General features: G+C 52.1%; 17 protein-coding genes, 1 tRNA gene and 1 pseudogene. 11 read left to right on the plus strand and 8 right to left on the minus strand.

Features of this window, described 5'->3' with window-relative positions; translation table 11 throughout:
• The first annotated feature begins 275 nt into the window (after positions 1-275).
• The gene (betT, locus tag MIM_RS17445; protein ID WP_025374046.1) at positions 276-2,516 is read left to right on the plus strand and encodes a choline BCCT transporter BetT; all 2,241 of its coding nucleotides are present in this window, start codon (positions 276-278) and stop codon (positions 2,514-2,516) included.
• A gap of 166 nt (positions 2,517-2,682) precedes the next feature.
• Here the strand turns inward: betT and MIM_RS17450 are convergent, their stop codons facing one another.
• On the minus strand, positions 2,683-3,405 hold the full coding sequence (locus MIM_RS17450; RefSeq protein ID WP_025374047.1) for a methyltransferase family protein: 723 nt from the start codon (positions 3,403-3,405) through the stop codon (positions 2,683-2,685).
• Positions 3,406-3,543: 138 nt separating this feature from the next.
• Positions 3,544-4,968: a signal recognition particle protein gene (ffh, locus tag MIM_RS17455; RefSeq protein ID WP_025374048.1), complete on the minus strand. Its 1,425-nt coding sequence runs from the start codon at positions 4,966-4,968 to the stop codon at positions 3,544-3,546.
• 117 nt (positions 4,969-5,085) lie between these two features.
• Between ffh and MIM_RS17460 the strand changes: the two genes are divergently transcribed.
• From MIM_RS17460 to ampD, 3 genes are all read left to right on the plus strand, one after another.
• Entirely contained in the window at positions 5,086-5,937 is an 852-nt protein-coding gene (locus MIM_RS17460) for a cytochrome C assembly family protein (RefSeq protein ID WP_025374049.1), read from the plus strand.
• Positions 5,937-6,197, plus strand: a complete 261-nt coding sequence (locus tag MIM_RS17465) for a PP0621 family protein (protein ID WP_025374050.1) — start codon at positions 5,937-5,939, stop codon at positions 6,195-6,197. The genes MIM_RS17460 and MIM_RS17465 overlap by 1 nt, the downstream gene beginning before the upstream one ends.
• 83 nt (positions 6,198-6,280) lie before the next feature.
• On the plus strand, positions 6,281-6,892 hold the full coding sequence (gene ampD, locus MIM_RS17470; RefSeq protein WP_407638123.1) for a 1,6-anhydro-N-acetylmuramyl-L-alanine amidase AmpD: 612 nt from the start codon (positions 6,281-6,283) through the stop codon (positions 6,890-6,892).
• Between the two features lie 142 nt (positions 6,893-7,034).
• On the opposite strand, the gene MIM_RS17475 is transcribed toward ampD, so the two are convergent.
• Together MIM_RS17475 and MIM_RS17480 are read right to left on the minus strand one after the other, a co-directional pair.
• Positions 7,035-8,039 carry a Bug family tripartite tricarboxylate transporter substrate binding protein gene (locus MIM_RS17475; protein WP_052342335.1) on the minus strand — a complete coding sequence of 335 codons (1,005 nt, stop codon included), beginning with the start codon at positions 8,037-8,039 and terminating at the stop codon, positions 7,035-7,037.
• A 14-nt stretch (positions 8,040-8,053) separates the two neighbouring features.
• Positions 8,054-8,788 (minus strand): RraA family protein, encoded by a 735-nt coding sequence (locus tag MIM_RS17480; RefSeq protein ID WP_025374053.1) that lies wholly within the window; start codon positions 8,786-8,788, stop codon positions 8,054-8,056.
• 134 nt (positions 8,789-8,922) lie between these two features.
• On the opposite strand from MIM_RS17480, the gene MIM_RS17485 reads away from it, so the two are divergent.
• Positions 8,923-9,861 carry a LysR family transcriptional regulator gene (locus MIM_RS17485; protein ID WP_025374054.1) on the plus strand — a complete coding sequence of 313 codons (939 nt, stop codon included), beginning with the start codon at positions 8,923-8,925 and terminating at the stop codon, positions 9,859-9,861.
• Between the two features lie 190 nt (positions 9,862-10,051).
• Here the strand turns inward: MIM_RS17485 and htpG are convergent, their stop codons facing one another.
• Entirely contained in the window at positions 10,052-11,965 is a 1,914-nt protein-coding gene (htpG, locus tag MIM_RS17490; protein WP_025374055.1) for a molecular chaperone HtpG, read from the minus strand.
• Positions 11,966-12,204: 239 nt separating this feature from the next.
• On the opposite strand from htpG, the gene MIM_RS17495 reads away from it, so the two are divergent.
• Positions 12,205-12,289: transfer RNA gene (locus tag MIM_RS17495), tRNA-Leu, on the plus strand.
• A 144-nt stretch (positions 12,290-12,433) separates the two neighbouring features.
• Positions 12,434-12,542: pseudogene (locus tag MIM_RS23610) on the plus strand (site-specific integrase); the annotation flags it as partial.
• Positions 12,543-12,880: 338 nt separating this feature from the next.
• Here MIM_RS23610 and MIM_RS17500 read toward each other — a convergent pair.
• Together MIM_RS17500 and MIM_RS17505 are read right to left on the minus strand one after the other, a co-directional pair.
• Positions 12,881-13,141, minus strand: a complete 261-nt coding sequence (locus tag MIM_RS17500; protein ID WP_025374056.1) for a hypothetical protein — start codon at positions 13,139-13,141, stop codon at positions 12,881-12,883.
• A 41-nt stretch (positions 13,142-13,182) separates the two neighbouring features.
• On the minus strand, positions 13,183-16,221 hold the full coding sequence (locus tag MIM_RS17505) for an autotransporter outer membrane beta-barrel domain-containing protein (RefSeq protein ID WP_158318748.1): 3,039 nt from the start codon (positions 16,219-16,221) through the stop codon (positions 13,183-13,185).
• A gap of 387 nt (positions 16,222-16,608) precedes the next feature.
• Here MIM_RS17505 and MIM_RS17510 point away from each other — a divergent pair, with 387 nt between their 5' ends.
• From MIM_RS17510 to MIM_RS17520, 3 genes are all read left to right on the plus strand, one after another.
• The gene (locus tag MIM_RS17510) at positions 16,609-17,526 is read left to right on the plus strand and encodes an AraC family transcriptional regulator (RefSeq protein WP_025374058.1); all 918 of its coding nucleotides are present in this window, start codon (positions 16,609-16,611) and stop codon (positions 17,524-17,526) included.
• A gap of 63 nt (positions 17,527-17,589) precedes the next feature.
• Positions 17,590-18,651: a hypothetical protein gene (locus MIM_RS17515; RefSeq protein ID WP_144084675.1), complete on the plus strand. Its 1,062-nt coding sequence runs from the start codon at positions 17,590-17,592 to the stop codon at positions 18,649-18,651.
• A 453-nt stretch (positions 18,652-19,104) separates the two neighbouring features.
• A complete protein-coding gene (locus MIM_RS17520; protein ID WP_025374060.1) occupies positions 19,105-19,482 on the plus strand; it encodes a hypothetical protein in 378 nt (125 codons plus the stop codon).
• 167 nt (positions 19,483-19,649) lie between these two features.
• Here the strand turns inward: MIM_RS17520 and MIM_RS17525 are convergent, their stop codons facing one another.
• Positions 19,650-20,240 carry a hypothetical protein gene (locus tag MIM_RS17525; RefSeq protein ID WP_025374061.1) on the minus strand — a complete coding sequence of 197 codons (591 nt, stop codon included), beginning with the start codon at positions 20,238-20,240 and terminating at the stop codon, positions 19,650-19,652.
• 759 nt (positions 20,241-20,999) lie between these two features.
• On the opposite strand from MIM_RS17525, the gene MIM_RS17530 reads away from it, so the two are divergent.
• The gene (locus MIM_RS17530) at positions 21,000-21,242 is read left to right on the plus strand and encodes a hypothetical protein (protein ID WP_025374062.1); all 243 of its coding nucleotides are present in this window, start codon (positions 21,000-21,002) and stop codon (positions 21,240-21,242) included.
• Positions 21,243-21,402 lie beyond the last annotated feature (160 nt).

Genomic DNA, 21,402 nt, shown 5'->3' on the forward strand with positions numbered 1-21,402 from the left:
CAGGGGGAGCATAAACATAATGAAAATACCTTTCCGAACCGAATCCGGATGGCTTGCCCATTGCCGATGGGCGCGTGTCAAGACCAGCAAAACTGGCGTGACATCCAGTGCCAGCCGTCAATACCCGCGCCCCGGTTAAAAACAATAATCGGAGCGACGCATGACATTCATGCTTTTAAATAACAGATGCAGGCAGGCACGCGCGCCCGCCTGCCTGTCCTATGGTTTTTTGCAAATACAGTGTGGGGCCGGTGGGCTCTGCGAAGGAGTAATCGATGTCTATTAAACCACCTAACGAAGAAGGCACCCAGCCGGATCTGCCAGGTGAACAGGCGTCACCGGGCACCAGCGCTGGCACTACGCCACCGGCGCCGATCGAACGCAGCAAATTTGGCGGCACACCGCGTCGGCATGAACGCGCGTTCGACGACGATGCGCCGGTTTCCCGTAGCGACCTGAGCAAGGGACCACAAGATGTACTTGAGGCCCCCACCGCCCGCATCAATTGGCGTGTGCTGCTGGTCTCTTCAATGGTGATTATCGCCTTCTCGCTCTGGGCCATTCTGGGCCCCAATGAGGCGCGCACCTCCATGAAAATCGCCGTCGACTGGATCGCGACCAATCTGGGCTGGTACTACGTGCTCACCATGACGCTCGTGATCGGCTTTGTCGTATGGGTGGCGTTCTCCAAGGAGGGTAACGTACGCCTGGGACCGGATCAATCACGCCCACAATATAAATTGTCCACCTGGGTGGCCATGCTATTTGCCGCCGGTGTGGGCATTGACATGCTGTTTTTCTCGGTCACCGGACCCATCGTGCAGTATCTGCACCCGCCCGCAGGCGCTGGCGGTACACCCGAAGCCCTGCAGGACGCGGTGGTGTGGACCATGTTCCACTACGGCGTAGCAGGCTGGTCCATGTATGCCCTGCTTGGCATGGCCATGGGCTACTTCGCCTACCGCTGGGGCATGCCGCTGTCCATCCGCGCAGCCCTCTACCCATTGCTGGGCAAGCGCGTGCGCGGCTCACTGGGCGATGGCATCAGCACCATCGCGCTGGTGGGTACCGTATTTGGTGTAGCCACCTCCATGGGCATCGGCGTTGTCTTGCTTAGTGTCGGTTTTTCCCTTCTTTTCGGTCTGGAACAGGGCCTCTCGCTGCAAATTGCACTTGTCATTGGCGCGGTGATCCTGACCGTTCTGGCCACCACATCGGGGGTTGACCGTGGCATCCGCTGGATTTCAGAGCTCAACCTATGGAGCGCGGTGGCCATGATGGTCTACATTCTGGTTACCGGCCAAACGGCGTTCCTGCTGAACGCACTCACAGAAAACATCGGCCGGTTCCTGGTCACCTTCCCCGCACGCACGCTGGAAACCTTTGTTTACGCGCCCGGCGGCGCCGAATGGATGGGCAGCTGGACGCTGTTCTTCTGGGCTTTCTGGCTGGCCTGGGGGCCGTTTGTCGGCGTGTTCCTGGCGCGGATCTCACGCGGTCGCACCCTGCGCGAATTTGTGATTGCCGCGATCACCGCGCCTGTGCTGTGCGACTTTTTCATTGTGTCTTTATTCGGCAACTCGGCCATGTATCACGTCCTGCAGGGTGACACCGCCTTCGCCCAGTTGGCCGTGGACAGCCCGGAACGCGGCTGGTATGCGCTGCTGGGCATGTTTCCCGGCGCCATGTTCCTGATCGGCCTGGCCACGCTGTCCGGCCTGCTGTTTTATCTGACCAGTGCGAACTCAGGTGCCATGGTCATGTCGAATTTTTCGGCCTCCATCCCCGATCCGTCCCAGGACGGTCCGAAATGGCTGCGCATTTTCTGGGCGGTGCTCACCGCCGTGCTGACCGTGGCCATGCTGCTGGCCGGTGGTGTGACCACCATGGAATATGCCACGCTGATTTTTGCGCTGCCGGTCACCATCATCGCCTACCTGGTCATGGCCTCGTTCTACAAAGTCCTGCAAATGGAACGGGCCGAGCGCGAGGGGCAGGTACTGCGCAAGCCTTCCATGGCGCCGATAGGCGGATATCTGCCGGAACGCTCCTGGAAACAGCGGCTTGAGCAATTGCACTCGTTTGCCTCATCAAAACAGGCCATTCAGTTTATTGATCGCACAGTACGCCCGGCCCTGGAAGATGTCGCGGCCGAATTCCGCAATCAGGGCTATCAGGCCGTGTGCGAGGACATCACCAGCGAACGCGGTATTCAGGAACCGCAGTTACGGGTGTCCATGGACAGCTACCGCGCCTTTCACTATCACGTCGCCCTGGTTGAAGCGCCCGTCCCCATGTTCAGTGGCCGGATGACGCGCGAAGTAGACGTTTACTACCGATTGGAAGTGTTCACCCAGACCGGTTCCGGCGGCTATGACCTGATGGGATTGACCAAGCAGCAGGTGATTGACGACGTACTGGAACGCTTCGAAGCGCATCTGGCCTTCCTGACCTTCTCCAGCAATACCGATACCGCATCGGTCCTGACGCCACCAATGCCGGCCAGGGAAGGCTGATTACACGGCACAAATGAATGGGGCGTTATGCCTATCGCAATAACGCCCCATTCACAACGCATCATCTACTTCACTGAAGGCAGCAACCAGCTTATCCTGGCGCCCGCCGCTATTGATACCACCTTTAAAGCGACTACCTTAACGCAACCCTCATAAAACGACCACTCTAAAACAGGTGAGCAAACACCGGCATAATGCCGTCTTTGTGCAGGAAATTGAGCAGAATGAAAAACGGTCCGGCCAGCAGGAAACACAGGGCCTCGCGCACCGTACGACCCAGCGCTTTCATGGAAATTTCCAGATTTTCCGGATTATTCCACTGACGCAGGGTCACCCCCAGACGGGGCACATGCTGTTTGTAATTGCGATAGGCATCTCCAAAAATCATCTCCAGCGTGCCCTCTTCCTGAGCAATCACCCAGTTAAACACCAGATAAATCAGGCCGCCGCTCACCAGACCAGTCAGCAGGGAGCCGGAAAGCAGCCCCATGCCGGTCACGCCCATGATAGAAAACACATACAGCGGATTACGCGTCAGAGAATACGGACCGTGGGTCATCAGCTCGGTATTCTTGCGACCATTCAGATAAAGCGAAGACCAGATACGTCCCAGCGCCCCACAAAGAATCAACACCAGACCGGCTGCCTGGATCAGATCGTGCATCAGCGTCACGTTGCGCCAGGCCGATTCAGTAAACAGGGACAGGGTAACAATAATCAGCGCAGCGCCTACCAGCAGCACACGCCGCAGACGCTGCACGCGCCCAAGGCGCTTGAGCCGCGCGTAGACGGCGGAATCGGGAGCGGCGGACGTGGCGCGCGGACCATGGGCGCTCGCGGCACCTGTGCCGGCAACAATCGTACTATCGGTAATTTCACTCAGAGACATGACGGGTACTCAAAAAAAGATGCATGGCGCAAAAATTTGCGCGTATGCATCTTTATACCCAGTCGCGTATCAAATTATTGTTGAAAAATTCAACGCAACAATTTCATGGCTTATTCGACTTATGTCGGTCGTATTGGCTTATTTCTTGAAATTGCCAAAGGCGCCCATACCGCTTTTCAGGCCTCTTAAGCCGCCCATGGCGCGCATCATCTTGCCCATGCCGCCTTTCTTGAACTGCTTCATCATGCCCTGCATCTGCTCAAACTGTTTCAGCAGCTTATTCACTTCCTGCACCGGCACCCCGGCACCGGCGGCAATCCGGCGCTTGCGCGTTGCTTTAAGCAATTCAGGTTTGCTGCGCTCCAGCGGCGTCATGGAATTCAAAATACCTTCGGTACGACGCAACTGCTTCTCGGCCTGACCGCCCTGAATCTGGCCGGCAGCCTGAGCGAACTGCGCAGGCAGTTTTTCCATCAGCGAACTCATATCGCCCATTTTCTTCACTTGCTGCAACTGCTCACGGAAGTCATTCAGGTCAAAGCGATCACCCGTTTTGATCTTGGACGCCAGCTTTTGCGCTTCGGCAATATCGATATTGCGCTGGGCCTGTTCCACCAGCGACACAATATCGCCCATGCCCAGCACGCGCTGCGCCATCCGTTCCGGGTGGAATACTTCCAGGCCGTCCAGTTTTTCGGATGTCCCGATAAATTTCAACGGTTTGCCGGTTATATGCCGCACCGACAGCGCCGCGCCACCGCGCGCATCACCGTCCAGCTTGGTCAGCACCACGCCTGTGAGTGGCAACGCCTCGCCAAAGGCCTTGGCCACGTTCACCGCATCCTGACCCTGCATGGCATCCACCACGAACAGCGTCTCGATGGGCTTGATCAGGCCGTGCAGCATGCTGATTTCCTGCATCATGGCCTCGTCTACGCCCAGGCGACCGGCCGTATCCACAATCAGCACTTCATAATGATGCTTGCGGGCATGATCCACCGCTGCCAGCGCGATATCGCGCGGCTTCTGGTCTGCTGCCGATGGGAAGAAATCCGCCCCCACCTGGCCGGCCACGGTGCGCAACTGCTCAATCGCCGCAGGACGATACACGTCCACACTCACCACCAGCACTTTCTTTTTCGGGATCTTGCGGCCGTTCTGAATCAGCTCGCCCGTCACCAGCAGGCGTGCCAGCTTACCGGTGGTGGTGGTTTTACCCGCCCCCTGCAAGCCCGCCATCAGAATAATGGCCGGCGGTGTGGTGGTTAAATCCAGTTCAGAGGCATCGGCACCCAAGTCGCCGCCCATCACGGCGGTGAGTTCCTTGTGCACCACCCCAACCAGCGCCTGCCCCGGGTTCAGGCTGCCAGCCACATCGGTACCCAGCGCGCTTTCCTTCACCTTGGCAACGAATTCGCGCACCACGGGCAGGGATACATCGGCCTCCAGCAGCGCCATACGCACTTCGCGCAGCATCTCCTGGGTGTTGGCTTCGGTCAGGCGCGCTTCCCCGCGCAGGGTTTTCATGGCCCGGGATAACCGGTTGGTTAAATTATCAAACATGCAATTTCACTGAAGTAAATGAGGGATTGGGCAAAACGGCTATACTATATGCCTGCAGGCCGGATCGCGCTATGCAGATCCGCTGATTGCTTATCCGGAAACACTCGTCATTATTTTATGTCTTACGACATTGTATTTCACTCTCTGGCCACCGTGGCCTATCTGCTGCTCAGTTTACTAATTTGGCGGCCCCTGATCCGCGCGCAAGGGCCGGTGCTGGCCCCCGGGATCGCCCACTGGCTGCTGGCCGCCGTCATTATTGTGCATGGCGTGGCCGTCCATCTGGCCATGCTGCAGGAACATTCGCTGCGCCTGTCCTGGTCGGTGGGCCTGTCGCTCACCATCTGGCTGGGCATGATCGTCTTCTGGCTGGAAAACCTCATCAGCGACATTGGCGGCATCAAACTGCTGCTATTGCCCATTGCCGGGGTCATTTGCCTGCTGGCGGCTCTTTTTCCGGGCCACGACAGCCTGATTATTCCCGTGGTTGACGGCTATTTTCAGGTGCACCTGCTCATTTCTATCGGCGCCTACAGCCTGATCGCCATTGCCGCTATCCAGGCGTTCCTCATGACCTCGCTGGACCGCTATCTGCACCAGCCGGTACAGGCACGCGCTGAACGCTCCGTGTTTGCCCGGGCGCTGGAAGAACAGCCGCCATTGCTGGTTCAGGAAAAAATCCTGTTTCGCCTGATCTGGATCGGCTTTGTTCTGCTGACCCTGTCCATTGTGACCGGCGTGGTCGTTTCCATGAGGCTCACCGGCGTACTGCTCCCCTTCGATCACAAAACCCTGTTCACCCTCATGTCCTGGGTCGTGTTCGGCCTGCTGCTACTGGGCCGCGCCCTGCGTGGCTGGCGCGGCCGCTTCGCGCTGCGCTGGACCCTGGTGGGCTTTGCCCTGCTAATGATTGCCTACACCGGCACCCGCTTTATTTTTGACGTCATGCTACACAAAGGAGGTGCCTGATGCGCTTTATTATTACGATCGTCCTGCTTTGTGTCCTGTATCTGGTCTTGCGCCACTTTCTGCGCAGCTTTATTCGCAAGCTGAGCGATGGCGCCGCAGCACAGGCCGCCCGCGCCTCAGGCACGGCGCCCTCCAGCGTGCGTGAAGAAGACATGGTGCAATGCGCTCACTGTGGCGTGTACCTGCCCGCATCTGAAGCCGTCACGCAACAGGGCCGCCAATGGTGCAGCCAGGAACATGCCCGGCTGGGAGCGAAATAATCCGCGCCGGCGGCATCTTGCAGAAGAATATGCCGCCCGAAGATACGGCACGAAAGTAAGCTAATGACAGACGAAATATGCCTATGACCGAAAACCTTCAACTGGACCGCCACGGCTGGCTGTGTCCTGGCCCCGGGGTTCGCCATATCCGCTCCCCCAACCAGGACCGCCGCCCTTCCCTGGAAAACATCTCTCTGCTGGTGATTCACAATATCAGCCTGCCACCCAATCGATTCGGCGGGCTGCATGTACAGCAGCTCTTTACCAATACCCTGAACCCGCAGGCACACCCTTTCTTTGCACAGATTGCCGACCTGCGCGTCTCGGCACATTTCTTTATCAAACGCAGCGGACGCATTATTCAGTTTGTGAGTACCGACAGACGCGCCTGGCACGCAGGAGTTTCACGTTTTGACGGGCGCGAGCGGTGCAATGACTTTTCTATCGGGATTGAGCTGGAAGGCACAGACTTCACCCCTTTTACTGACGAACAATACCTGCAACTGGCGGCACTCACTACCGTCTTACGCGGCCGCTACACGCTTAAAGGCGTACGCGGCCACGAACACATCGCCCCCAAACGCAAAACCGACCCCGGGCCGTATTTTGACTGGCATTGGTATAAACGGCTGACGGGATGGGAATGGCGGCAGATGCCGGAAGGGATTGCGAGTCGGAGACTGGTAGGCGTTTAACCTACCCCACAAAATGCAATAAGATTGTGGTTGCGATAAAGTGAACGGATTTGCCAAGGCCGTTCACAACCATTTCGTCATTTTCTCAGCTTATCTCTAATGACCGCACTTTCATAAAGCCAAGGTGCGGTGCTCTACCTACTTAACGCGGCGCGATACCACTCGCCTGAATAGCGTCACCCCAGATCTTATTTTCTCGCTGAACGAATTGCTTGAATTCGTCCACATTCGCTTCAATCGGTGTGAACCCCAACTGCCGAATTTTTGCCTGTACCTCAGGTTTTTTGAAATCCTTGGTGATTTGTGCATTGAGTTTTTCGACAATGTCTCGTGGTATCCCTGCCGGGCCGGATATGCCGACCCAGGCCGCCATATCAAAGTTTGTCAACCCTTGTTCCTCCAATGCAGGAACGTCCGGTGCAATCGATGAACGCTCTTTCGTAGAAATAGCCAAAGCACGAAGCCTGCCCGACTCAACAAAAGGCATACTTACCGACAAATCTGCAAAAATAAAATCATATTGCTTGCCCACCAGGTCCGTCAGTGCCTGAGGCTGACCTTTGTAAGGAATATCAGTCAGTTTGGGCAACTTGGCGTTCTGGATAAACGCACCGCCCATGACCTGACTCGTAGCCTGACCATAACCATAAGTTACACGATTAGCGTCTGTTTTCGCCGCCTCAATAAGATCTGCAGTTGTTAGATAAGGAGAGTCCTTGTTAACCAGAAGCAATGACGCTGCGCGCACCATAGGTGCAATATGCGTAAAGTCATTGAGATAATGATATGGCAGGTCTTTTATCAACCATGGATTTGAAGAGTTGATGCCACTGAAGCTTACAATCAGGGTATAGCCATCCGGCGCAGCCTTCTTCATTGCTTGCACACCTATTACCCCCTGAGCCCCGGGCTTATTATCCACAATCACAGGCTTGCCCCACTCCTTGGCCATTCCTTCGGCTGCGATGCGGGCTAAAGTATCAGTGGCGCTTCCTGGTGGATTCGGTACGATTATCGTGATCTGACGGCTGGGATACACATCCATGGTGGTCGCTACCGCAGGCGAAATGATAGCAATTGGCATAAGCAGCGCCAGAATCCTCAATACCTCTCCAACATCCGTCCTGCCGAGATGATTGCCTTTCATATTATTCTCCTGACTCAAATTTTGCCGTAGAGAGAATCAAGGAAATCCTGCATAGTGCTTCCCTCTCTCTTCGTCAAAACGCTAATCCGCTCTTCATACAGTGCTATTTGTTCACAACGGTCTACAACGCGCTCAACCCAATCCCGAGGAACAAAGCAAACCCCTGTTTCATCAGCAACCAAGAGATCCCCTGCGTTAACCTGGCAGCCGGCAATATTAACAGTGCCATTTATTTCGACCGTCGTGCACCTCCATTTCCCGGTCAGCGGCGTAACGTGACGAGACCAGACAGGAAAATCAATGCTGCGCGAACTACCAATATCACGAACACCTCCATCAACGATGGCAGCAGCCAGACCTTGATATTTGGCTATGGCGGCCATTAATCCACCCATATTTGACACATCCGGCACACCTTCGATTACCAGGGCCTGCCCAGGGTCGCATTGATTAATTCCTTCGATTTCTGACATCTTCCAGCTGCGGTTGCTCACATTAGTGAAAGCAGTCACGTCCTGCCTCACATTTCGCTGAGTGACGACCGTTGCAACGACCGTTCTATCAAGAGTTGGTCTTAGTGTTGTCGATCCAACCGTTCCCTCAAGCCCGAATTCGTCCAGAACATCAGAAACCAGCCCCGACAGATCTTCCAGCTTTTTTAATCTTTCAATAAGACCTGGCGCAATAGGCTCGGGATTTTCCTTAACCTGAGCTGCCGGAACTCTACCTGTAAGAGTACGTATACGCATGATTTACATCTCCTCAATTTTCTATTGGGTTGCTTATGAATGATGTAATGGTAAGTTCCAATGGCGTTTCCAGATACAGATTGTGACAATGGCAGATATTTGAATTATTAATATCCCAAAAAAATGGAGGAGAGATGTTTTCTCTTGATTCCGTAGAACTACGCCATATCAGATGTTTTGTCCGTGCTGCGAAACTGGGAAACATGTCCCGTGCGGCGCTGGAGAGCGATCTATCCCAGCCCGCATTCTCACTGAGGATACAGAAACTCGAAACTGCTCTTGGGGTACGGCTACTTCACCGTAATGGGCGTGGAATAGTGCCCACAGCGGCAGGAAACGCATTGTTTCAACAGGTTGAACCATTACTGAAAGCTTTAGATGAAGTCCTGACGGAAAGCGCGTCTCTTGAAAAACGGTCCCGTGCTGAAGTGGTCATTGGTATCGTACCCACCATGGCATATAGAGTCACGGAAACACTTAGCCCTGGCAATCTTGCGCTATTTTCCTCGCCAATCCGCATCGTTGAAGGGTTTAGCGGACACCTCAAGACATGGCTGGCGCAAGGCGATATTGACCTGGCAATCTGTTCGTCCATTTCACACAATGCAAGTGTGAAACAAATCCCCGTCGGGGTAGAGCCATTGGAACTTGTAGGTAGCTACTTCGGATTGCTGTCCCGCGATGGGGTAAAACTACGCGAGCTTGAAGCGTTACCTCTTATCGTTGGCAGTCGACAGCATTCGATCAGAAAACGTCTGGAGAAAACGGCTGATGAAAACGGTGTAAAGTTGAAGACCGCTTATGAAGTGGACGGTCTTGACGCACAATTGCGATACGCGGCCAAAGGGCTGGGGTTCGCCGTTTTACCGCGTGGAACCATATCGGGCTTCGGATATTCCAAGATTCTGAAGAGTCGGATAATCATCGAACCACTCATTCCGATCCATATCGTCGTGGCTTCACTACCTCACATAGAAAACCAAAAACCACACGTGGCACAGCTACGAGATGAATTGGTACAGCGCGTTAGCGCTACATTGTCGCAACATCCATTGGCTGAAAAGATCGCCTGACTGCTGTCGTATCAAGGCTTGCGAAAATGCTGCTACGGATTCTTATAATCGCGCGGCAACAGCGTTCACTTCAGATATTGATATTTGCAGTCAGAAGGCCACTTTCCGCATACCGCCACCGCCAAGAAAAAAGCAGCCCAGGCATTTAACCTGAGGCTGCTTTTTTTACCGCGACTTAAACCGCTAAGACTTAGCTCTTCAACAACAACCCATTCAACCGTTTCACATACGCAGCCGGATCGGCAATTTGCGCGCCTTCGGCCAGCATGGCCTGATCCAGCAGCACGTGGGCCCAGTCGTCAAACGCGTCGCCTTCTGTTCCCTTGATTTTTTCAATCAGGGCATGCTCTGGATTAATCTCCAGCACAGGCTTGATATCCGGTGTTTCCTGACCCGCAGCCTTCAACAAGCGCAGCAGGTGCGGGCTCACGTCGTTCTGGCCAACCACCACGCAGGCGGGAGAATCTACCAGACGGTTGGTGACTTTCACTTCCTTCACAGACTCGCCCAGAGACGTTTTCAGGCGCTCCAGCAAAGGCTTGAGTGACTCGGCCACTTCTTCCTGATGCTTTTTCTCTGCTTCATCCGTGAGCTTGTCCAGATCCAGGCCGCCTTTGGCGACTGATACAAAAGACTTGCCGTCGAACTGACGGAAGTGTGAAAGCATCCACTCGTCCACGCGGTCAGACAACAACAGCACTTCCAGACCTTTCTTGCGGAAGATTTCCAGATGCGGACTGTTTTTGGCTGCAGCAAAGGTATCTGCCGTCACATAGTAAATCGCGTCCTGGCCTTCTTTCATGCGAGAGATATAGTCGGCCAGCGTAACGTTCTGGATGGCATCGTCGTTATGCGTAGAGGCAAAACGCAGCAGCTTGGCAATACGCTCCTGGTTAGCCATGTCCTCGCCCGTACCTTCTTTGATCACCTGACCAAATTCTGTCCAGAAACCGGCATAATCTTCAGGACGGTTTTCTGCCAGATCTTCCAGCAGGCTCAGGATACGCTTGGTTGAGCCTTCACGGATAGACTTCACATCGCGACTTTCTTGAAGGATTTCACGAGAGACGTTCAGCGGCAGGTCGGCAGAATCAATCACCCCACGCACAAAACGCAGGTAGGATGGCAGCAACTGCTCGGCGTCATCCATAATGAAAACACGTTTGACATACAGCTTCACACCACGGCGCGCATCACGATCGTAAAGATCAAATGGCGCGTGTTTAGGCAAATATAGCAACTGTGTATATTCGCTGCGGCCCTCTACACGGTTATGTGTCCAGGCCAGCGGCTCTTCAAAATCGTGGCTAACGTGCTTATAGAACTCGGTATATTGCTCGTCTGTAATCTCGTTTTTGGCGCGAGTCCACAACGCGCTGGCCTGGTTGATGGTTTCCCACTCGTCTTTCTTAACCTGCTCGCCCTTCTCTGAATCGTACTCTTCCTTTTGCATGAGCACCGGCAGGGAGATATGATCGGAATAGCGGCGCAGCACTTCGCGCAGCTTCCAGCCGCTTAAGAAATCATCCTCTTCGGCGCGCAGATGCAGCGTCACGCTGGTACCGCGCTCTGCTTTTTCTGTATCGGCAACAGTAAACTCGCCCTGCCCTTCAGACTCCCAGAACACCGCCTGGTCTACCGGCTCGCCGGCACGACGGCTAACGACCGTAACCTTGTCGGCAACAATAAACGAAGAATAAAAACCCACGCCGAACTGGCCGATGAGCTGAGCGTCTTTCTGCTTGTCGCCGGACAGCTGAGAGAAAAATTCCTTGGTGCCGGAACGGGCAATCGTACCCAGGTTGGCCACTGCCTCGGCCTTGGTCAAACCGATACCGTTGTCAGCAATGGTGATGGTACGCGCTTCCTTGTCGTAGCTCACGCGGATCTCCAGATCGGCGCCGCCTTCGAGCAACTCGGGCTTATCAATCGCCTCGAAACGCAGCTTATCGCAGGCGTCTGACGCATTGGAGACCAGCTCGCGCAGGAAAATTTCCTTATTGCTGTACAGGGAATGAATCATCAAATGCAGAAGCTGCTTTACTTCTGTCTGGAAACCCAGCGTTTCCTCTGCTTTTTTCACGGTAGTATCGGATTGACTCATGGTAAGTTTTCGTTAGATTGGATAGAAAATGGTGAAAAATGGGGCAAAACGGCCTGTTTTAAGGTGGTTTTGCCCTCGTATCCGATAGTAGTGGGGATGGTGGGAGGGTTTTCAAGGGGAAAAGTGGGAAATTAGCTAGGAAACAGGGATTTTTTATGGAGAGGCCTGCAATAATGGCGCAACAAAAAGAATATGGGTATAATTCCGCTCTTATCTCTGCAACATACCCTCCATACCCCGCCCGGGTGGTGAAATTGGTAGACGCAGGGGACTCAAAATCCCCCGCCGCAAGGCGTGCCGGTTCGATTCCGGCCCCGGGCACCAGCTTAAAATTCCTAGTGTTTATAAGGCTCTAGCGCGATTTATAGCTTCTACCCCAACACTGGGGGGATTTCCCAAGATTGCGAGTTAGGTACAGTTTCGGTACACTGGTGAAGCGCCGCGTGCACTTTTGGAGCTTTTCCTCACATGGCAACCATCGTCAAAACCCCTTCTGGAACCTGGAAAGCCGTCATTCGCAAGACCGGCTGTGGCCTACCACATCTAAACATATAGAACAAAGCGCGACGCAGAAGACTAGGCGAGCACCAGCTGAACGGATAATTGGTCGAAGATGCTTCACGAAGTTATGCCGAACTCAGCAAATTGTGAATTTATCTGCGCCAGCGGTGCATGATCGAGTCAAGCACTTTCCACCTTCCTGGAACGCGGCCCATCGCCTGATTGAAATTATCGAAACGGCTTATTTTAAGCCATCACTGTCAGAATATTAACAAAACCAGCCCGAAGCTAAATGCTGTCAGCAATCTTCTGTATTCTTGCCTGCGCCTCCTATGGAAGGATCAAGCGGGTGACTTAATCCTTCCACGCAGATCTATCCAAAAAAAGCTCTGCCAGTTACTTAAAAAATTAAAACTACCTTTTTCTTAACATTTTTGCAGTCTCTTCCATTTCTACTCGATCCATTGAATGTTGAAGTGAGTTTTCCTCTAACGCTTGTTGCTGCAACATACACCGTTCAAAATTCGGACTCCCTGGCTGAATGCCTAAGTTGATGCATTCTTTACGAAAGTTATCCGCTTCCATCTGATCCAATGTGTCACATCCAGTCAATGCCGCAGCCATAACCAGGCCACTCATCAGCAACATACTTTTCAATCGATTTTTCGCAAACATTCATATCCTTTACTATAAATTTCAACAAGTTAAACATTTTCTTAGAAACGCAACGCCAGCCTTGCCTGCAGACTATGCTCGCGTGCGCCTGATCCAAACTGTCCTTGATACGCGATGCCAAGCGTGGACGTCTTGCCGATCTTCATATCGAGCCCGGCCTCCAGCACCGCGGCGTTTCTTGCAATCGGCACCCCTTGCACATTGAACGAGGGCTGATCGCCAAAGGAAAAATCCGCTTTCGGATAAACGCGACCAAAGGCATGGCGCCAGCCAATGCCACCGTGTACCTGTGCATCGACCTTGCCCAGGGCGAATTCAGAGGTCGCACGCAATCCAATCGTGGTGTAGGTGTTGCTATTGGCCTTGGCATGATTTGTCAGGGCCGCTGCACCTCCATCCTCGGTAAAGCGATCCGCCTTGAATCGGACATAGCTCAGATTGGCATAGGGCTCGATGGCCGCAACCCGGGTCTCAAGCCGATATCCCAACTCTCCAAAGGCCTGAAAAGTACCCGCGTCGTAGCGGCTGGATAGCTTGTCGGAAAAACTGCCGAAAGCGACGCTTCTATCGGTTTTGATGCGGTGCCAGGTATACCCCAGCCCCGAACGCAGGCGCCAGGCACCCTGGCTTGTGCCGACATAGAGGCCCAAGTGGAAATTGTCGCTGGATCCGGATGCGTTGCGGTCCCGTACCCGGACGGACGTATGGCTGTATCCTGCCATCACCCCAAGCCGCCAGCTTTGTCCAACGAGTCTATCGCCGCCCAGGAAAAAGCCACCAGTGTTTCTTCTGAGGCTGGCGGCATTATCATTCCCATTGATACGGCTCCAGGCGCCAAAACCCTTGCCCCATAGGGTGACTTCGCCGGGGACCTCTGGCACCTGATCATTACCGTTACTACGATAACTTAGGCTTGATGTCGGCCTGGAACTCGAAGTACCAAACGCGTCCCGCAGGCGCTCATTCTCAGTATCGCGCAGGAAATGACTGTCTTCGATCAGACCTGCATGAATGGAAGCATGTGCCTCTCCTGACAGCTGATCGAAAGCGTTCCTGGCCTGATCGCCCGACAAAAACAGCACGTTTTGATATAACTGATTATCCGACCCTAGATTTTCTATTGCCCGTCCGGTGGTGCGTTGGTTATGCGTATCGGCGACATCCTCGAACGCAGTGGAGCTTCGCGCCAAGTCCAAAAACATATTCCGAGCGTCATAAACAAGATTCATATTTACAAACAGCGTGTCTGGTTTCATCACGCTACCATAGCGTCCATCGACCCCTCCAGCCGCAGTCAGCAAGGTATAACGGCGATTCAGTTCGAGTTTACTGCCAGCATCGGGTTGAATCACTACAGCAGCAGTATCGCTGATCGTTGCTTTACCACTAACGTCGATGAGATCAGATCGACCATCGTCTGCTATCTGCGCCAGGTAACTGGAACCCGCTCCTTGAATCAAATCGCCCGCGACTTTAAGCGCACTCAACACTTTAGTCGCGTCCAGCGTACTTCCCGGAGAAATAGTCCCGCCATTGGATAGCGTGACCGTGCCTACCACCCCTGCTCCGGCCAAAACTCCCCGCTCTGACACGCTAACCGAACCGGCAGTATTGCCCTCTATGCCCAGGGTCCCACCTACCACGCTCGTGCCACCGGTATAGGTATTATTGCCGGTAAGCGTCAGTACGCCTTGCCCTCTTTTGGTGAGATCACCCTCACCAGAAATCGAATTGGACCAAACTGAGGAGTAGCCCTGAGTGTCGACATCAAACACACCTTTGTAACGGAACGTCCCCGGCCCATTGATGGCATTCCCAAGGTTAAGTAACCCCATACCATAGATTTCTTTCTCACCCAGCGTTGTTGTCGTTGTCAGAAGCGTCTCGATTGTTTGCTGTGCCGTGAAGTAAGGAAATGCAGATCGAACAACTGCCGCAGCTCCTGCCACATGAGGGGATGCCATAGATGTACCCTCGTCTGATTGGTAAGGATTATTATTATTTTTAGCATCGCCAAGCGGCCAGGTCGAGTTGATGCCGCCCTCTGGACCGTTGTCCGTATCACCACCAGGTGCAGCCAAGCACCATTCATACATTGCACCACAATGGTTGCTGTAATTCGTAATTTTACCGTTCTTGTCAACGGCGACCACTGCAATTACAGCTCCCGACAGCTCTGAAAAATCAAGATCTTTCACAGCAGAATCATCGGGTGAAATGAACTTATAAGTCTTGGGGTCATTCATATCAAAATCGTCTTCAGTAGCGTTAGATACGAACTTATATACCCCATTCGCTGTATTGACGGGCAATATCAGCGGCAGCATGCCGTTTCCACCAGGAATACTTGATGCTTGTGGTTGATCCTCATATTCGTTGCCTGCGGCAAACACAAGAACGACATCGTTATCTACCGCATTCTTTAACGTTTCAAAGGTATGGGTCAGTGACTCGGGCGAGGACCAAATAGGCTGATAGGTCAATTCCTTCCAATTGGGGTTTTCTTTATACTCGCCCGGTTTGGTGGGATCGGGAATATTTTTGTTTAATGTATCAGGGCCGTAACTACCATTGATCACTTTTGCACCCTGCTGAACGGCGTAGTCGATCGCAGCTTCGTCAGCTTCGCCATCGACGGACGACTCCACATCAATCGCACGCAAAGGCAATATCGTCGACTCATAGGCCACGCCTTGCATACCGGTGCCGTTTCGAGCCGCACCAATAATACCCGCGACATGCGTGCCATGGCCATCTATAGATCCATCGGCCTTATCAATACCATGGCTGACATCGTCCTCGGCCTTGTCTTTTCCAAAATTCCTCAGGGCACTGGAAATTCTCCCTTGAAACTCAGGATGATTCACATCCAGCCCTGTATCCACCACGGCGACGATAATGCCTTTGCCGGTATAACCTTTAAGATACGCAGGCAAAGCATTGATCATCGGCACACCCCAGTTTTTTTGGTACTCGGCATCCGCACTCGGATAGATCGGCGCACCGGCAGTCTGAGAAAATGTAATACCTGGTGCCAAAAACCCTAGTGTGGTCATCAATTGCAGGCTTACTCGTCGCATAATCATCCTTGGTCGTGGTCTTGAGTCTCTGGCATTATCGCTATCCGCCGATTTTCACATGAATTTCAGAAATTTCATTTCAATCGGTTTCACCAATAATTGGGACAATTTTAAACATTTGATATGAAATAACCTCGCTTTGATTATCAAATTTATGCTTTTTTTGCTAAAAATCAGCTTATTTTTTGTATTAAATTGTCGAAATACGATATTCTTTAATGTATGTCATCTGTAATAAATACGTATGGAATCAATTGAAGTACCTAAATACATATTTATCCGGGCAAAATTAATGGTGCTCAAAAACTTTCCCTACGCCATTCCCTACGCCATTCCCTACGCCAGTATGTAATGTCAGTTTGAACCATCACAAAGGAGAAATGCGCATTGGGGATTCTGGATGCGGTACCAGATAGCTGGGGACGGAAATATGAATGTGATGGCGCTGCAGTCGCCAATTCACTCGTTGATCCGACATCTATTCATTTCACGACCAAGGCGTACTTCTTCCTCATTATGCTGTCTGCTCAGCCGGACCGAGCCATTGCAATCAACAGTGATCGTCCGGTGATCGGCCTGGCCCCTGCTGGGTGCATCGAAATTGTGCCAGAGAGTTCGGAGCTGTTTTCCCGGTGGCGGCATACCAAACACAGCTTACTGATCGCAATGACTGAACAACACCTACTCAATCTAACCAATCTCGAATGGGGAGACAGCCTTAGAGAGTTTCGTTTGCCCAAGTTAGGGGTGGTCGACGAAAAAGCCTTGGCGATAGCATCAGAAATCCGCACTGAATTAATATGCGCACCATTTGGATATGAGGCATGTATCGATTCCTTGCTGACGCTATTTGGCATACACGTTCTACGTACCTACACATCGCTGAATAATCAAGCGCGTCAGAAAGAAAAAATCGCCGGCGGCCTAACCCCTGTTGCGCGCAAGCGCGTGCTTGACTACATTCACGCCCACCTTTCAGAAAAGCTCGCCATTGAAACACTGGCCGTCGTCGCCGGACTATCGCCAAGCTACTTCACCCGGGCGTTTCGCCAGTCGATGGGCCAGTCTCCCCATGAATTCATCGTCGCAACTCGACTGCAGGCGGCAAGACGTATGATTATGACTTCAAGCGCACCCTTAAGTGAAATCTCCAAAATCAACGGCTTCTCCAGCAATAGCCATATGACTGCATTGATGAAGAAAACCTGGGGACAGAATCCAACCCAGATTCGTTATTCAGACTACGATATGGCTCAAGGGGATGGAGATGATTTCCAGCCACCCAGCCAATTTCATCTCAAATAAATCTGTAAATTGCCTTTTCATCCCTTGTCATTCATGTTTCCTTATCCCAAATTGTCGACTTCCTTGCTAAAACCCGCCCTGATAGCCGTGCTGCTCGCGCTGGGAGCATGCAGCAGCATCGGCCCCAGCGCCATCCGCGAAGACCAGGTCGACTATGCCGACTCCATCGGACATGCGGCGACGCGACAGCTATTGCTTAATCTGGTGCGGGTGCGCCATCGCGAGGTACCCTCCTTTATCGCGGTAAGCCAATTGGTCGCCAGCTATGGCGTCGAGTACCGTGGCGAGGCCAGCCTATCCTTCCTGGATCGGGTGACCTCGGCCCTGCAGCGGCAAACGCTCAAGGAAACCGGCGGCCGTGTGCTCGCCGCCGGCAGCTATAGCGATCGCCCGACAATTACCTATACGCCGGTTCGCGGCGCGGATGCGGCACGGCTGCTGCTGAACCCGATCCCGCCGGGCGTGCTTTTCGCCTTGCTGGCGGCCGACCAACCCGCCCATTTGGTGCTCGGCATTCCAGTTGCGGCCATCAATGGCATCCGCAACATTACGGGTACGCGGCCCGAGCTGATCAGGGAAGGCGAGCAATTTCGCGAGATTATCGGGCTGTTTGACGCGCTTTCCAGCGAGGAGCGGCTGGCCCTGCGTTTTGTCGAAGAGAACGGCGTGCGGCAAGCCCATCTGATCTTTGCCGACAGAAACCCCGCCGGCCCGCGGGAAAAACGCCTTCGCCAATTGCTGGGCATGGATGCCGCCAGGCATGACCTGCCCATCGTATTCGGACTCGGCACCGGCCAGCCTGGCGAGCTGACCATTCATACCCGTTCGATTATCGAAGTGATGCGCGCCTTGTCGCAGGTCGTCCCCTTGCGACCGGGCTTTCGCGGGGAAACCAACAATGATCTCAACCCCGTGGACCCCTTGCTCAGCAAGGTTCGCATCCATGCCGGCGGCACAGCGCCAGCCGACGCTTTCGCCGCCGTGTCGCACCGTGGCCACTCGTACTGGATAGACCAGGACGATGTAGAAACGATCGAACTGATCTCTTTCGTCATGCTACTGCTGAATGTGGCGGACACCACCAGCAACACGCAATTGCCTATCGTCACGATTCCGTCAAATTAACTTAAAAAGTTAACATTCCAAATTTTTGGCCAGACAAGATGCAGTCTTTACAGCTCGCGGTCTACATTGACATCAGAACAGTCGTGGCTATGATTCGGGCTTGATTGTGAAATGAATGGGCATCGAATTAATGAATTGGTGATTGATACGCCATCACATACATTTTTCTTCCCCAGTCTCTTAAATGATTAAAAAATATAATAGGTTTTTATTAAAAAAGGCGCAAATCTGACAATCCAATAAAGCTCATTTCACATGAGATGTTTAAAATCACCATAATCGTTGTCAAACTGATTGAAGCGTCATTCTTGAAGTCCATATAAACAATCGGCGGATAACGATGGCGTCAAGCAAATCCGCTGAAGTCATGCCTTTAATCGCATGAGGCCACAAAGCAGATCTGCCATTTCACCTTGTTTACAAAACGGGTATTTACATTTTCAAGGATGGGCAATGAATATTCGAGTTAATAAGATAAGCAGTCAAATTCTTCTGACTGTCGTGTTGAGTGTGCCATTTATCCAAGGATGCACGACAGAGGGAGACAGAGTAGTAAATGAGATGTCAACGGCTCAGCAAATTAAGTTGGTAGAAGCTGGCGATGACAAACAATTTAATGACTGGTACAACCAACTTTTAACTCAGATAAAAGCCGACTCCAACTATAAGCGTATGCCTATCGATACTAAAAGACAAGAATTGGAGTCCTATGTATGGTTCCACGAAGCGTATCGCAAACAGATTACGAAGGAGGAGTTAGCCAGACGCTTGAACACTTCCTATCCTAACCATAAGTATGAGGTCAATTTCATTGTATCTCGCCTGCCCTAGTAATATACAAGGTCAATGGTAGTGTTGTACGGCAGGATAATCACATAATGCACCGATGTAATTTTTAATCGGTGCATTTTTCTTTCTACCGCTCCATCCCCAGTCTTTAATCGCTGCACTATTGACCAGCAATCCTCCGACGGAAAAGCTGAAAATTTTTGCACGGTTTAGTTCAAAACGTCGAACAACCGAAGAATCCAAGTTATCTGATAGATTAAACCGACGGTCACGAATACAGCCTGAAACCTCTTACTTGAGACAAAGACCGCGACAGTAGCGCAGATGGCGAATGCTAATTGTCGTATTGGATACTCAAGCCCAAGCGATTGAAAATGTTCAATACCTTTGATGCGAGAATCAATAAGGTCAACAATGAATAGTAACGCCAGCAATCCATAGAACCATTTACGTCTCGATTGGAAATAGTCCTCGAAACCTCTATATTCGTCCATCCGATCAGGAAACAATATGGCGGAAAGAAAAGCAAAAAGGATAGCGTAAGCGATAAGGAATAAGTATATTTCGAATGTCCAACGGTGAATCGCAGACAGACCGAACTCGAACCACCAAAAATGAATGATCGCTACAAGTAGAAACAGAACCCACGCGATATGGATAGGATAGATATTATCGCGTTTAGGGTGCTGTACAAAACGCGCCAGGCCAGTCACAAGGCGGCTGATACTCAAACCAAGAACCATGCCGATAATGATACGTACGTGCACGAAAACATCGGGGTGAGTCACTGGGCTGTCCATTTCCATTTCCTCTTAGAGAGCTATCCGCTTAGTGTAGGAATTTGCTCAAGGATAAAATTCTGTATATTTCTATAAGTCTGATGCGAAAGTAGCACGAAACTTGAACCAACACAAAAACGTACAGATTTGGAAACGAAAAATAGGTGAATTCTTCACGATATGTATTGCTTACAAAGGACAACTTGAAGCAGACAAGATACGAGGCCTGTATTCCACATTGTTTAATTACCGTACCGAAATTCGGTACGGTACAGGTACACTCATCAGTTCTCGACAATTTCGCCAAATTCCGCTAATCTACTGATTAGTAATTACTTTTACCTATTTTAACTTACGCTCAACTTCGCCACATTTCCCTATACAAACACCTTAAAACGCAAACTCAAAATCCCCCGCCGCAAGGCGTGCCGGTTCGATTCCGGCCCCGGGCACCACAATAAAATCAATAACTTACAGCATACCTCTACCACTATACGACAATACATAATAGTTGGCATTGGTAAAACACGACCAGATTGAACTATCCAGGATTTCCGGATGGTTGGGTTATTCGGAAGTACCGGACTACTTGCACAAACGCGCCTTTCTGGAAAGCCCCCCTCAACAACAGCAGCCAATATCACCGTCAATCGGGAAATCTCTTGATTGGCGCAAAAACAAGACAATTTCTGCGTGAAGCTTTTTGCCTGTTTTCTCGATAAATCGCCAAAATCATTTTACATCCCGTAAAATCATGTCACTAAAGTACAGGGGACAACGATGGCTGAGATGGGTACGCACGAAACGGAACTAAGTAAAGCGATATTCGGTGCCGAGCGCAACCGACGCGTAGCAACCGTCAATTACGCGCGTGCATCTGTCGGCTTGGAAAAATTCACGCTCAATGCAACAAATGAGGAACATGTCCAGCGATTCATCAGCGGGGACAGTGAACTATTGTGCATTTTCGCGATGGCTCGCAATATCTCTACAACAGCCAAAGCCCTGGTGCCACCACCGTAGCAGAAATGCAGCGCCTCGCAGTGGCTGGCCAAGGTCTTAACAGCTACATTAATCGAGTGGTTCGCAAGAATTTTGCTCAGAAATTACGCTAATTAGCAGCATTGAACTCGCTCGGCATAAGCTGGCCCTATCGAAGGCAAGCCCGCTTAATTTGTAGGTT

Source organism: Advenella mimigardefordensis DPN7 (assembly GCF_000521505.1).
Lineage (GTDB): Bacteria > Pseudomonadota > Gammaproteobacteria > Burkholderiales > Burkholderiaceae_B > Advenella > Advenella mimigardefordensis.

Excerpts from the sequence above, each read along its gene's own strand:
- MIM_RS17485 (WP_025374054.1), top strand. The coding sequence starts at position 8,923 with ATGTTTTCTCTTGATTCCGTAGAACTACGCCATATCAGATGTTTTGTC.
- ffh (WP_025374048.1), bottom strand. The coding sequence starts at position 4,968 with ATGTTTGATAATTTAACCAACCGGTTATCCCGGGCCATGAAAACCCTG.
- MIM_RS17500 (WP_025374056.1), bottom strand. The coding sequence starts at position 13,141 with ATGTTTGCGAAAAATCGATTGAAAAGTATGTTGCTGATGAGTGGCCTG.
- htpG (WP_025374055.1), bottom strand. The coding sequence starts at position 11,965 with ATGAGTCAATCCGATACTACCGTGAAAAAAGCAGAGGAAACGCTGGGT.
- MIM_RS17530 (WP_025374062.1), top strand. The coding sequence starts at position 21,000 with ATGGCTGAGATGGGTACGCACGAAACGGAACTAAGTAAAGCGATATTC.
- MIM_RS17480 (WP_025374053.1), bottom strand. The coding sequence starts at position 8,788 with ATGCGTATACGTACTCTTACAGGTAGAGTTCCGGCAGCTCAGGTTAAG.
- ampD (WP_407638123.1), top strand. The coding sequence starts at position 6,281 with ATGACCGAAAACCTTCAACTGGACCGCCACGGCTGGCTGTGTCCTGGC.
- MIM_RS17525 (WP_025374061.1), bottom strand. The coding sequence starts at position 20,240 with ATGGACAGCCCAGTGACTCACCCCGATGTTTTCGTGCACGTACGTATC.
- MIM_RS17450 (WP_025374047.1), bottom strand. The coding sequence starts at position 3,405 with ATGTCTCTGAGTGAAATTACCGATAGTACGATTGTTGCCGGCACAGGT.
- MIM_RS17505 (WP_158318748.1), bottom strand. The coding sequence starts at position 16,221 with ATGCGACGAGTAAGCCTGCAATTGATGACCACACTAGGGTTTTTGGCA.
- MIM_RS17460 (WP_025374049.1), top strand. The coding sequence starts at position 5,086 with ATGTCTTACGACATTGTATTTCACTCTCTGGCCACCGTGGCCTATCTG.
- MIM_RS17520 (WP_025374060.1), top strand. The coding sequence starts at position 19,105 with ATGAATATTCGAGTTAATAAGATAAGCAGTCAAATTCTTCTGACTGTC.
- MIM_RS17475 (WP_052342335.1), bottom strand. The coding sequence starts at position 8,039 with ATGAAAGGCAATCATCTCGGCAGGACGGATGTTGGAGAGGTATTGAGG.
- MIM_RS17465 (WP_025374050.1), top strand. The coding sequence starts at position 5,937 with ATGCGCTTTATTATTACGATCGTCCTGCTTTGTGTCCTGTATCTGGTC.
- betT (WP_025374046.1), top strand. The coding sequence starts at position 276 with ATGTCTATTAAACCACCTAACGAAGAAGGCACCCAGCCGGATCTGCCA.